This is a genomic window from Arsenicicoccus cauae (genome assembly GCF_009707125.1).
Classification (GTDB): domain Bacteria; phylum Actinomycetota; class Actinomycetes; order Actinomycetales; family Dermatophilaceae; genus Arsenicicoccus; species Arsenicicoccus cauae.
This window is the reverse complement of the sequence record NZ_WLVL01000021.1, coordinates 156,519-168,467: the sequence shown is the minus strand read 5'-3', so window position 1 is coordinate 168,467 and position 11,949 is coordinate 156,519. Positions and strand designations below refer to the sequence as shown.

Below are 11,949 nucleotides of genomic sequence, written 5' to 3'. Positions count from 1 at the left end.
ACCCGCCGTCGTGCCTCCCGCCGCCGCGCAGGCCGCACCGGCCGCGACGGTCTCGCCGTCGGCCCCCGCAGCGACGGTCTCGCCGTCGGCCCCGGCCGCCACGCCGTCGACCCCGGCCGCGACGGTCTCGCCGTCGGCCCCGGCCGCCACGCCGTCGACCCCCGCAGCGACCCCGACGTCCAGCGGCACCACGCCGACCAACGCCAGCGACCCCGCCTGGGTGACGCCCGAGGTGCAGGCGCAGTACGAAGCGCTCAACTGCAGCGACCCGAACCTCGACCTCAAGGTCACCGACGACCCCAAGAAGCCGCTGGTCACCTGCTCGACCGACCGCGCGGCCAAGTACATCCTCGGCCCGGCCGAGCTCGAGGGCCAGGACATCGCCGACGCGACCTCGGGCCTGCAGCCCAACCAGGCGGGCGGCACGGGCACGGAGTACGGCGTCAACCTCACGCTGACCGGGGACGGCGGCAAGAAGTTCGCGGACCTGTCCAAGCGGCTGCTCAACCTGCCCCCGCCCCGCAACCAGTTCGCGTCGGTGCTGGACGGCGAGGTCATCGTCGCCCCGCGCATCACCGTGCCGATCCTCGACGGCCGCTCCAGCATCACCGGGTCGTTCAACGCCACCAGCTCCGAGGCCCTGGCCCAGCAGCTGAAGTTCGGTGCGCTGCCGATGTCCTTCCGCGTCGAGACGCAGGACACCGTGAGCCCGACGCTCGGCGCCGACCAGCTCAGCAAGGGTCTGCTCGCCGGCGCCATCGGCTTCGTGCTGGTCATGCTGTACGCGCTGGTCCAGTACCGCGCGCTCGGCCTGGTGACCGTGGCCTCGCTGATCATGGCCGCCGCGCTGACCTACCTGTGCATCACGCTGCTCGGCTGGTCGCAGAACTTCCGGCTCTCGATGGCCGGCGTCACCGGGCTGATCCTGTCGATCGGCATGACGGCCGACTCGTTCATCGTCTACTTCGAACGTGTGCGGGACGAGATCCGCGAGGGGCGCTCGATCCCGGCGGCCGTCGAGGCGGGCTGGCAGCGCGCCAAGGGCACGGTGGTCATCTCCGACGCCGTCAACCTGATCGCCGCCGTCGTCCTCTACCTGCTGGCCTCCAGCAACGTGCGCGGCTTCGCCTACACGCTGGGCCTGACCACGATCATCGACGTCATCATCGTCTTCTTCTTCACCCACCCGATGCTGGCGCTGCTGTCCCGCACGAGGTTCTTCGGCCAGGGGCACAAGCTCTCGGGCTTCGACCCCGGCGCACTGGGCGCCAAGCCCGCGCGCTACATCGGGCGCGGCCGGTTCCGCGACCCGGACGCCGAGCTCGAGGCGCTGGACGCCGAGCGCGCCGCAGCGCGGCAGCGCGAGGGCAGCTACACCAAGGAAGGCGGGGCCGTGCTGTGAGCAAGGTCGCTGATTTCGGTAACGACCTCTACACCGGTCGCCGGGGGCTCGACTACGTCGGGCATCGCAAGGTGTGGTTCCTCCTGTCCGGGCTGCTGCTGGCGGTCTGCATCGGGTCGCTCGCGTTCAGCGGGCTCAACCTCGGTCTGGAGTTCCGCGGAGGCTCGGAGTTCAGGGTGTCGAGCATCGCCGACACGTCCGGGTTCGAGACCCGGGCCAAGGACACCGTCGAGACGGCCGCTGCCAAGGCGGGCGAGCAGGCGGGCAACGTCACCGTGACCAAGGTCGGCAACGACTCCATCCGGGTGCAGACCGAGAAGCTCGCCGACGCCCCCACCCAGGCGGTGAGCACGGCGCTGGGCCAGGAGTTCAAGGTCGGCAAGGACCAGGTGTCCAGCACCTTCGTCGGGCCGTCCTGGGGGCAGTCGGTCAGCCAGCAGGCGTTGCGCGCGCTGCTGATCTTCTTCGCCATCGTCGCCGTCGTGCTCGCGTTCTACTTCCGCACGTGGAAGATGGCGGCGGCCGCGCTCATCGCGATGCTGCACGACATGGTGATCACGGTCGGCCTCTACACCCTGCTCGGCTTCGAGATCACCCCCGCGACGACGATCGGCTTCCTGACCGTCCTGGCCTACTCGCTCTACGACACCGTCGTGGTCTTCGACAAGGTCAAGGAGAACGTCCGTGCGGCGAGCCACACGGGGCGCCAGACCTTCAGCCAGGCGGCCAACCTCGCGGTCAACCAGACGCTGGTGCGCTCGATCAACACCTCGATGATGTCGGTGATCCCGGTGACCGTCGTGCTCATCGTCGGGCTGCTCGTGATCGGCCCCGGCGTGCTGCTCGACCTGTCCCTGGTCCTGCTGGTGGGCATCCTGGTCGGTGCGTACTCCTCGGTCTTCATCGCCACTCCGGTGCTGGCGATGCTGCGCGAGCACGAGCCGGCCATGAAGGAGCAGGCCAAGCGGGCCCGCCGCTACCAGGACTCGCGAGGTGGCGCGAACTTCTCCGGCACTCTGCTCGCCGACCTGGGCCAGCACGGCACGCACAGCTCGATGCTCGACCCGGAGCTGGCGCCGGCCACCGCTCCGGCCGGCGTCACTGCCGGCACGACGCGCACGGACGCAGAGGCGGGCACGGGTGGTGCGACCTCGGCCACCCGGCCGGCCCCGGGGGCGACGGCCACCCGGCGCCCGACCCACCCCGCTGCGGGGGAGGGCCGTCGGCCCCTGCACCCGAGCGTCACCCAGGGCGGCCCTCGCAACCAGCCGCGGCGGGTTCCGCGGTCCAAGCGATAGGAGCCGTATGCCGACCAGCCCGCACCCCGACCGCGAGCAGCAGCGCGTCGCCGAGCTCGTCGAGTCCCTCATGCGGGACGTCCCGGACTTCCCGCAGCCCGGCGTGCTGTTCAAGGACTTCACGCCGCTGCTGTCCGACGGGGCCGCCCTGGCGCAGGTCGTCGACGACATCGCCCGCCGCCACCGCGGCGAGGTGGACGTCGTCGTGGGGATGGAGGCGCGCGGGTTCATCCTGGGCGCTGCCGTCGCCTACGCCCTGGGCGTCGGCTTCGTGCCGGTCCGCAAGGCAGGCAAGCTCCCCGGCGCCACCGTGACCGAGGACTACACGCTGGAGTACGGCTCGGCGACGCTCGAGATGCACCAGGACGCCCTGCACCGCGGCCAGCGGGTGCTCGTCCTGGACGACGTCCTCGCGACCGGCGGCACGGCCGCGGCCACCTGCCGCCTCGTGGAGCAGTGCGGCGCCACGGTCGCGGCGTGCGAGTTCGTGCTGGAGATCGACGCCCTGGGAGGGCGGTCTCAGCTTGTGGATCGCGTGGTCTCATCGCTGCTGCGGGCCTGAGCGCGTCCTAGGATGGCGGGATGAGGGACCAGGACACGCGGAGCCGTTCGGACCTGCCGGGTGCCGGCCCGGGCGCCGAGGTGACGGCGCTGCGCGCCGAGCCGGACCCCACCGTCTCGGACCTCGGTCCGGCCGACGCCGTGTCGGGCGCACCCGACGGCGCCGCGGTGCCGGAGCCGACCGTCCTGCTGCCCGGCTCCGCCCGCATGCGGGCCCGGTTCGCGCGCTTCGGCGGGCGCACGTCGGCCAACCCCGTGCTCGAGCCGATCCTGCGCTCGCTCAAGCTCACCCACCCCAAGGCCGACACGAGCGTCGTCGAGCGGGCGTACGCCGTCGCGGAGCGCTGCCACCGGGGGCAGCTGCGCAAGAGCGGCGACCCCTACATCACCCACCCGCTCGCCGTGTCAACGATCCTGGCGGACCTCGGCATGCCGCCCTCGACCATCGCGGCCTCGCTGCTGCACGACACCGTCGAGGACACCGACTACTCGCTGGACGAGCTGCGCCGCGAGTTCGGGGACGAGATCGCGCGCCTCGTGGACGGGGTGACCAAGCTCGACAAGGTCCACTATGGGGACGCCGCCCAGGCGGAGACGGTCCGCAAGATGGTGGTCGCGATGGCCCGCGACATACGGGTCCTCGTGATCAAGCTGGCCGACCGGCTCCACAACGCACGGACCTGGCGCTATGTCTCGGCGAGCTCTGCCCAGCGCAAGGCCCGCGAGACCCTCGAGATCTATGCCCCCCTCGCGCACCGGCTCGGCATGAACACCATCAAGTGGGAGCTCGAGGACCTGTCCTTCGCGACGCTGTACCCCAAGGTCTACGACGAGATCGAGAACCTCGTGGCGGGACGGGCGCCCGCGCGTGAGGAGTACCTCGCCGGCGTCCGCGAGCTGGTGCTCCACGACCTCGCGCAGGCGCGGATCAAGGCGACGGTGACGGGCCGCCCCAAGCACTACTACTCCGTCTACCAGAAGATGATCGTGCGGGGGAAGGAGTTCGACGAGATCTTCGACCTCGTCGGGGTCCGCGTCCTCGTGGAGTCGGTGCGCGACTGCTATGCCGCGCTCGGGGCCATGCACGCGCGCTGGACGCCGGTGCCGGGGCGGTTCAAGGACTACATCGCCACGCCGAAGTTCAACATGTACCAGTCGCTGCACACGACGGTCATCGGCCCGGGCGGCAACCCCGTCGAGATCCAGATCCGCACGCACACCATGCACCGGCGCGCGGAGTACGGCGTCGCGGCGCACTGGAAGTACAAGGAGGACGGCCCGGGCACCTCCGCCCCCACCGACGACGGCCAGACCGACATGTCCTGGCTGCGCTCCCTCGTCGACTGGCAGCAGGAGACCAGCGACCCGGGGGAGTTCCTGGACTCGCTGCGCTTCGAGATCAACACCCAGGAGGTGTTCGTCTTCACCCCCAAGGGTGAGGTTGTCGGCCTGCCCGCAGGGTCCACGCCCGTGGACTTCGCGTATGCCGTCCACACCGAGGTCGGTCACCACTGCATCGGCGGCCGGGTCAACGGTCGGCTCGTCCCCCTCGAGTCGCGCCTCGAGAACGGCGACGTCGTCGAGGTGCTCACCTCCAAGGCACCCGACGCCGGTCCGAGCCACGACTGGCTGACCTTCGTCAAGAGCGCACGGGCGCGCAACAAGATCCGCGGGTGGTTCTCCAAGGAGAGGCGCGAGGAGGCCATCGAGTCCGGCAAGGACGCGATCGCCAAGCAGATGCGCAAGCAGGGCCTGCCCGTCCAGCGGCTCACCTCCGCCGAGTCGCTGACCGCCTTGGCCCGCGAGCTGCACTACCAGGACATCAGCGGGCTGTATGCCGCGGTCGGCGGCGGCACCATCTCCGCCCAGCACGTCGTGTCCAAGATGCTCGCGCAGGCCGGCGGCGAGGAGGGGCTGACCGAGGACGCCGCCGAGACGGTGTCGCCGTCGCGGCGCACCCGCCGCGTGCGCGCGACCGACCCCGGTGTGGTCGTCGTCGGCACGGACGACGTGTGGGTCAAGCTCGCCAAGTGCTGCACGCCGGTGCCGGGCGACGACATCATCGGCTTCGTCACCCGCGGGCACGGCGTCTCGGTGCACCTGCGGGACTGCACCAACGCCGCCGGGCTGCTGGCCGAGCCGGAGCGGCTCATCGACGTGCAGTGGGCGCCCACGGCGTCCTCGGTCTTTCTCGTGCAGATCCAGGTGGACGGTCTGGACCGGTCCCGACTGCTCTCCGACGTCACCCGCGTGCTCGCCGACCTGCACGTCAACCTCATGTCGTCGAGCTCGTCCACCACGACCAACCGCGTGGCGACCTTCCGGTTCACCTTCGAGATGGGCGACCCCGCCCACCTCGACCACGTCATGCGGGCCATCCGCAAGGTCGACGGGGTCTTCGACGTCAGCCGGGTCGGCGGGGCCCGCAAGATCGAGCAGCAGTGAGGAAAGACCTTGCGTAGCAACGAATTCGGCCAGCCCATCGGCGATGACGTGTGGGGCTGGCACCCGCGCGTGCTCCCCCGCGACGTGCGCCTGGTGGGTCATGAGGTGACCCTGGTGGACCTCACGCGAGACCACGTGCCCAGCATGTTCGAGCTGACCTGCGGCGAGGGCGACGAGCCGCTGTGGACCTACATGTCCGCCGGGCCGTTCCGCACCACGACCGAGCTCGGCGCCTATGTCCACAAGCAGATGCGCAACCCCACGACCATCCCGCTCGCCATCATCGGCAACGAGACCGGGCGGGTGGTGGGGACCGCCTCCTGGCTGCGGGCCGACGTCGCCAACGGGGCCATCGAGATCGGCTCGATCCTCTACTCCCCGGAGATGCAGCACCACCGCGGTGGCACCGAGTCGATCTATCTCATGGCGCGGCATGCGATCGACGAGCTCGGCTACCGCCGCCTCGAGTGGAAGTGCGACGACCTCAACGAGCCCTCCCGTCGGGCGGCGGTGCGCTACGGCTTCACCTACGAGGGCACCTTCCGCAACGCCGTCGTCTACAAGGGTCGCAACCGCGACACCGCGTGGTACGCCATGACCGACGAGGAGTGGCGGCGGCTGCGCCCGGCCTACGAGCAGTGGCTGTCGGACGACAACTTCGACGAGGACGGGCGGCAGCGGTCTCGGCTGTCCGAGCTCACCGCGGCCGCGCTGGCGTGACCTCCCCGGCCCGCCCGCAGGGGCGCACCCTCAGCGGCGTGGGAGGGGGCGGCGGCGCGCGGCGAGCACAGCGATGGCCAGGCATGACGCCGCTGCCACCAGGGCTGACGTCAGGGGCCGTCCGGCGAGCGTCTCGGTGATGCGGGGGAGGGCCGGGGTGGGCACCCACGGACGCAGCACCGGCGCCATCCCCAGCAGCGGGAGCCCGATCATGAGCGTGCCGGCCACCGTCGCGAAGCCCGCCAGGACGCCCCGGGCGACCACCGCCGCCAGGGCCGAGGCGGCGACGACGAGCGAGAGGTATGCCGACCCCGCCGCCCAGCACCGCAGGACGGTCGGGACCGTCGGGGCATCGAGGAGCATGGTCGTCTCGTAGACCGCGCACCCCAGCCCCACGGTGAAGGCGACCACGACCGCGGCCCAGGAGGTCGAGGTCGTGGAGCCCGACGCCACCGCCGAAGTCGATGCCGAGGGCGCGGGTACGGATCCCGGCGGTCATGCCCGGCCTCCCCGGTCACGGCCGAGGAGCAGATAGGCCACCGGGCCCAACGGGAACGAGGCCAGGACCAGGACGGCCCAGGCCCAGCGGGGCAGGTGGCGCGCGCCCCGGCTGCGTGCCAGGTCGAGCAGGACGAGCGCCAGGGCGAGGAACGCCAGGGGGGCGAGGGCGGCGAGAGCACGGCTGTCCACGGGGACCTCCATCAGGGTGTGCGGGACTCACGTGCGGCGCATCGTGCGCTGCACGTCGGGAAGGGTGGGTGGTGGGTGGTGGGGTGGCGTACCGGGATCAGGGCCTTCGGCTCAGCGCCTCGAGCAGGGCTGCGCCGGTCGCCGCGTCGTCGACGGTGATCGTGAACCGCCGACCGTCGTGACGGGTCACCCGCAGCGCCGAGCCGCCGCGGGTGACCAGGGCCGGGCCGAGGACGGGGGAGAGGCGATAGCCCCAGCCGCCGTAGTCGACGGGGTCCACCTGGACGACCTCGGCAGCGGCGACGTCCTCGAGCGGCACGTGCCCGCGGGGCAGGCCCAGACGGCCGCGCCAGCGCAGACCCGCCTCGTCGACGGTCACGCGGTAGCCGGTGAAGGCCGCGCCGATGACCAGGACCAGGGCGGGCACCCAGGCCAGGGACCACGCGCGGTCCCGCAGCATGAGCGCGAGGGGCACCACGGCCCCGACGACCAGCACCACGGTCATCCACCGAGGCTGCCCCGTGCGGGAGACCCAGACGGCGCGCGTGCCGGGGGGCAGCTCCTGCCGGAGCCGGGGGGCCGGCGGGGATGTCGGGGCGGCCGGTCCCTCGGGGCAGAGCCGCGCTGCCAGCCACCCCGCGAGCAGCCCCAGTGCCACCGCGACGGCGGCCGACGGGACGGGCAGGCGGGCGGCATACGGGTCGGTGAGGTCGAGGTGGGCGTGCAGGACCAGGGCGAACACCGAGGAAAGGACGACCTCGACGGCGACCAGGCCCGCCACCAGGGCCGCCGGTCTCGGACCGCGCCGGCTGCTGACCAGCACGAGCGTGCCGACGACGGCCACGGCCGCGAGTGCTCCGTAGAAGCCGGTGACCTGGGCCGCGGCCTGGCCCACCTGGTCCGGCACTCCGGTGATGGAGAAGTGCGAGGCCATCCGATCAGGCAGGCGGGGCCACCACAGGAGCAGCAGGACACCCGGCACCGCGAGGCAGGCAAGCAGGGGGACGAGGGTGACCAGCAGGGTCCGCCGACGGGCGCGGGCCCCCAGGTCGACGTGAGGTCGAGGGCTGCGGACGGTCATGATGTCGCCTCCTGGTCGAGGAGAGTGTGGAGCTGGGGGAGCGTGAGGCCGTGGCGGCGGCCGACCTCCACGAGCGTGCGGGCGGCCTGCTCGAGCTCTGCCGTGTCCAGGCCCTTGGCGGTGACCACGGCGCCCCGGCCGCGGCGGAGCTCCAGCGCCCCCTCGTCGCGCAGCGTGGTGTAGGCCCGCAGGACGGTGTGCATGTTGACCCCGAGGCTGGAGGCGAGTTCGCGCGCGCTGGGGAGCTTGTCTCCGGGCCCGACGTCGCCGCGCAGGATGGCGCCGCGCACCTGAGACACGAGCTGGCCGTAGAGCGGCTCGGTCGACTCCGGGTCGATGATGATGAGCACGCGATAACTCTAGTTGTTCTAGTGCAACTAGAACAACTGCGTTGTCCGGGTCCTTGTGCCCCAGCCGTCGTCGTATGACGCAACCGCCCGCCTCCCGGTGATCGGGCAGGCGGGCGGTTCCGGCATACGGGGCGGGCTAGGACTGGGCCTTGTGGACCATCTCCAGCAGGGCCCGGCGGGAGGCCAGGGACTCCTCGGCGGCCTTGATCTTCTTGTCGTCGCCGGAGGCACGGGCCTTGTCCAGGGCCTTGTTCTCCTTCTCGAGGGCCCGCTCGATCTGCTCGGCGAAGGCGCTGGCGCGGTGGTTGACCTCCGGGTTGGACTTCTTCCACCGGGCGTCCTCGGCGTCGCGCACGGCCTGCTCGACCTTGCGCAGCTCGCCCTCGATGCGCCCCATGTCCGAGCGGGGGACCTTGCCGGCGGCGTCCCACTTGTCCTGGATGGTGCGCAGCGCGGACTTCGTGGCGCCCAGGTCCTTGATCGGCAGCAGCGCCCGGGCCTGCTCGAGCAGACCCTCCTTGACCTCCAGGTTGGCGCGGAACTCCTTGTCCTCCTCGGCCGAGACCTCGTCCTTGGCGTTGAAGAAGGCGTCCTGGGCGGCCTTGAACCGGCCCCACAGCTCGTCGTCCTCCTTGCGCCCGGCGCGACCCGCCTTGCGCCACTGGTCCATCAGGCGCTTGAAGGCACCCGCGGTGGGGCCCCACTCCTTGCTGGTCGAGAGCTTCTCGGCCTCGGCGACGAGCTTCTCCTTGGCGGCCCTGGCCTCGGACTGCGTGGACTCCAGCTCGGCGAAGTAGACGCGCCGGGCCTTGTCGAAGGAGTTGCGCGCCGCGCTGAAGCGCTGCCACAGGGAGTTCTCGGACTCGCGGTCGAGCTTGACGGAGGAGCGCTGGTGCTTCTTCCACTCGTCGAGGAGCTCGCGGATGCGCGCGCCGCTGGCCTTCCACTGCGTCTTGGCGGGGTCCTGGGCCGCGATCTGCTCGGCCTCGGCGACGATGGCCTCACGCTCGGTGCGGGCCTGGTCGCGGGCGGCGGCGCGCTCGGTCGCCTCCACCTGCCGGCGCGCCTCGATGGCGGTGGCGATCGACTCGACCTTGGCGTCCAGGCCGGGCAGGTCCCCGACCACGTTGGCCTCGCCGATGTGCTCGCGCAGCTTGGCGAGGTCGTCGGTGGCCTCCTTGGCGGACAGGCTGGTCTGCAGCACGCGGTGGTAGAGGAGCTCGGCGGCCGCCCACATCTCGTCGTACTTGCGGGCGAAGTAGGCCAGGGCCTCCTCGCTGCTCGCACCCGGGTAGGACCCGACGGCCTTCTCGCCGTCCGGGGTCCGCACGTAGACGGTGCCGTCCTCGGCCACCCGTCCGAAGGTCGCCGCGTTGCTCGGCGGGCCGGCGGGCGGGGCGATCGGCGCCGGCACGGCCGACGGGGACGCGGGCGCCGGACGCGCCGGGGGCTTGGGCATGGCGGCCGGGGTGGGCACGCGCGCCGGGCTGGGCGCTGGGCTCGGGGCGGCCGGCTCGTCCGTCGTGACGCCCTCGCTGGCGGAGGAGGTGGCCTCGGCCGAGACGTCGCTGCCCTCGCTCGCCGAGGTGCTGGTCTCGGTCGCGACGGTGGTGTCCGCGGGGACCGCCTCGTCGGCAGGCGCAGCGCCCTGCACCGGCGCCTCGACGCCGGTCTCGGCGGGGGCGGCCTGCGGGGCCTCGGACGACACGGCTGCGTCGACCTCGGCGTCGACGGGCTGGGTGGTCGGCTGCTCGGGCTGATCGGACACAGTCATGCCTTCTTCTTGGTGACGGAGACCTCGAGGATGCTGATCGGGGTCTTCGGACGGCCGTCGCCTCGGCCGTTGGAGTCGTCGGACCCCGCCGCGGCGATCTGGTCCACAATATCCATCCCGCCGGTGACCTTGCCGAATATCGAGTAGCCACCTCCGTCGGTGGGCAGCCTCGAGGCCTGGTGGACGACGAAGAACTGGCCGCCGTTGCTGTTGGGGTCCTGCGTCCGGGCCATGGCGACGACGCCGCGCGGGTAGGCGCCGTCGGCGGGCGCGTTCTCGATGCCGAAGCCGTAGCCGGGAGAGCTCGCACCCGTGCCCGTCGGGTCGCCGCACTGCAGCACGGACAGGCTCCCGGTGGTCAGGCGGTGGCAGGGGCTGGGGGCCCAGTAGCCCTCGCGGGCCAGGTGCAGGAAGGACGCGACGGTCTGCGGCGCGGCCTTGCCGTCGAGCTCGATCGTGACCGGGCCGCAGGTGGTCCGCAGCGTCGCCACCCAGGTCGCGCCCTCGGCGGTCGCCTTGTCCGGGACCTCGCCGAACTGCTTGGGCTTGCTCTGGAGCGCCGGTGGCGTCGTGCAGCGCCCCGACGGTCCGGCGGTGCCGGTGGGGGAGGCCGCACCGGACGGTGCGGCGGCCGAGTCCCCGCGCGGCCGCATCGCCAGCGCCACCCCCACCACCGTCGCCAGCACGATCGCCACCGTCGCGACCACCGCCACGAGACGCCGGGTGCGGGCACGCTGCTCCGCCCTGCGCCGCTGCGCGGCCTGGACCTTGTCGTGGCGCCGCCTGGCTCGCGCGCGCTCCTGCTCCCTCGTCACGCGCACGAGTGTAGGGAACGCCACCGACAGGCCCCGCCCGGGCGCCCCGTCTCGCCGACGGCGTCCCGTGCTCGGCCCGGTCCGCCCTCCCAGTAGGCTGACGCGGTGCTCGTACTCGCCTTCCCCGCGCAGGCCTTCGCCACCAACTGCTATGTCGTGGCCCCGGCCGCCGGCGAGCAGTGCCTCGTCGTGGACCCGGGCATCGGGGTGGTCGAGCAGCTGCGCTCCGTGCTCGTTGAGCACCGGCTGAAGCCCGCGGCGGTCCTGCTGACCCACGGGCACGTCGACCACGTCCACTCGGTGACCCCGGTGTGCACCACGGGCGACGACGCCGACCTTCCGGCATACATCCATGGCGACGACCGCTATCGGCTCGCCGACCCCGCCGCGTCGCTCGACCCGCAGCTGCTCGCGATGTTCGGGCAGCAGTTCGGGCGGGCGTGGTCCTGGCGCGAGCCGCCGCGCGTCGAGTCGATCGTCGACCGCCAGCACCTCGACCTGGCCGGGCTCGGCGTCGACGTGGCGCACGCGCCCGGGCATACCGAGGGGTCGGTGATGTTCACGCTCCCCGGCACCCCCGACGGCCTGCCCATCGAGGCCGAGCGCACCGTGCTCGCGGGGGACGTGCTCTTTGCCGGCTCCATCGGTCGCACAGACCTGCCCGGCGGCGACCACGAGGCCATGCTCCGCAGCCTGCGCGAGGTGGTCCTCCCGCTCGCCGACGACACCCTCATCCTCCCCGGCCACGGCCCCGCGACCACCATGGAGCGCGAGCGGGCCGCCAACCCCTACCTCAAAGGACTCTGACCTCCC

The 11,949-nt window shown here is 72.3% G+C and carries 13 protein-coding genes; 6 read left to right on the top strand and 7 right to left on the bottom strand.

What is annotated here, in order from left to right; translation table 11 throughout:
- Positions 1–192: hypothetical protein (locus tag GGG17_RS16350; RefSeq protein WP_230082738.1), on the bottom strand; the 192-nt coding region annotated here is incomplete at its 3' end.
- Between the two features lie 28 nt (positions 193–220).
- On the opposite strand from GGG17_RS16350, the gene secD reads away from it, so the two are divergent.
- The 5 genes from secD (at position 221) to GGG17_RS06390 (ending at position 6,426) form a co-directional block, all read left to right on the top strand.
- Positions 221–1,402 (top strand): protein translocase subunit SecD, encoded by a 1,182-nt coding sequence (gene secD, locus GGG17_RS06410; protein WP_311966475.1) that lies wholly within the window; start codon positions 221–223, stop codon positions 1,400–1,402.
- Positions 1,399–2,700, top strand: a complete 1,302-nt coding sequence (secF, locus tag GGG17_RS06405) for a protein translocase subunit SecF (RefSeq protein ID WP_311966474.1) — start codon at positions 1,399–1,401, stop codon at positions 2,698–2,700. The genes secD and secF overlap by 4 nt, the downstream gene beginning before the upstream one ends.
- Positions 2,701–2,707: 7 nt before the next feature.
- Entirely contained in the window at positions 2,708–3,262 is a 555-nt protein-coding gene (locus GGG17_RS06400) for an adenine phosphoribosyltransferase (RefSeq protein ID WP_154592904.1), read from the top strand.
- 206 nt (positions 3,263–3,468) lie between these two features.
- Positions 3,469–5,706 carry a RelA/SpoT family protein gene (locus GGG17_RS06395; protein WP_230082760.1) on the top strand — a complete coding sequence of 746 codons (2,238 nt, stop codon included), beginning with the start codon at positions 3,469–3,471 and terminating at the stop codon, positions 5,704–5,706.
- A 9-nt stretch (positions 5,707–5,715) separates the two neighbouring features.
- Entirely contained in the window at positions 5,716–6,426 is a 711-nt protein-coding gene (locus GGG17_RS06390; protein WP_154592902.1) for a GNAT family N-acetyltransferase, read from the top strand.
- A 30-nt stretch (positions 6,427–6,456) separates the two neighbouring features.
- Here the strand turns inward: GGG17_RS06390 and GGG17_RS06385 are convergent, their stop codons facing one another.
- The 6 genes from GGG17_RS06385 to GGG17_RS06360 all read right to left on the bottom strand — a co-directional run bounded on the left by GGG17_RS06385 (position 6,457) and on the right by GGG17_RS06360 (position 11,136).
- Positions 6,457–6,879 (bottom strand): hypothetical protein, encoded by a 423-nt coding sequence (locus tag GGG17_RS06385; protein ID WP_154592901.1) that lies wholly within the window; start codon positions 6,877–6,879, stop codon positions 6,457–6,459.
- A 42-nt stretch (positions 6,880–6,921) separates the two neighbouring features.
- Positions 6,922–7,116 carry a PLDc N-terminal domain-containing protein gene (locus tag GGG17_RS06380; protein ID WP_195849139.1) on the bottom strand — a complete coding sequence of 65 codons (195 nt, stop codon included), beginning with the start codon at positions 7,114–7,116 and terminating at the stop codon, positions 6,922–6,924.
- A gap of 97 nt (positions 7,117–7,213) precedes the next feature.
- A complete protein-coding gene (locus GGG17_RS06375; protein ID WP_154592899.1) occupies positions 7,214–8,197 on the bottom strand; it encodes a DUF1648 domain-containing protein in 984 nt (327 codons plus the stop codon).
- Positions 8,194–8,547 carry a GntR family transcriptional regulator gene (locus GGG17_RS06370; RefSeq protein WP_288799587.1) on the bottom strand — a complete coding sequence of 118 codons (354 nt, stop codon included), beginning with the start codon at positions 8,545–8,547 and terminating at the stop codon, positions 8,194–8,196. The genes GGG17_RS06375 and GGG17_RS06370 overlap by 4 nt, the downstream gene beginning before the upstream one ends.
- 136 nt (positions 8,548–8,683) lie before the next feature.
- Positions 8,684–10,321: a DUF349 domain-containing protein gene (locus GGG17_RS06365; RefSeq protein WP_154592898.1), complete on the bottom strand. Its 1,638-nt coding sequence runs from the start codon at positions 10,319–10,321 to the stop codon at positions 8,684–8,686.
- On the bottom strand, positions 10,318–11,136 hold the full coding sequence (locus GGG17_RS06360; RefSeq protein ID WP_289033422.1) for a peptidylprolyl isomerase: 819 nt from the start codon (positions 11,134–11,136) through the stop codon (positions 10,318–10,320). Before GGG17_RS06360 ends, GGG17_RS06365 begins: the two co-directional genes overlap by 4 nt.
- 105 nt (positions 11,137–11,241) lie before the next feature.
- Here GGG17_RS06360 and GGG17_RS06355 point away from each other — a divergent pair, with 105 nt between their 5' ends.
- Positions 11,242–11,943 carry an MBL fold metallo-hydrolase gene (locus GGG17_RS06355; RefSeq protein ID WP_311966473.1) on the top strand — a complete coding sequence of 234 codons (702 nt, stop codon included), beginning with the start codon at positions 11,242–11,244 and terminating at the stop codon, positions 11,941–11,943.
- Positions 11,944–11,949: the final 6 nt, after the last annotated feature.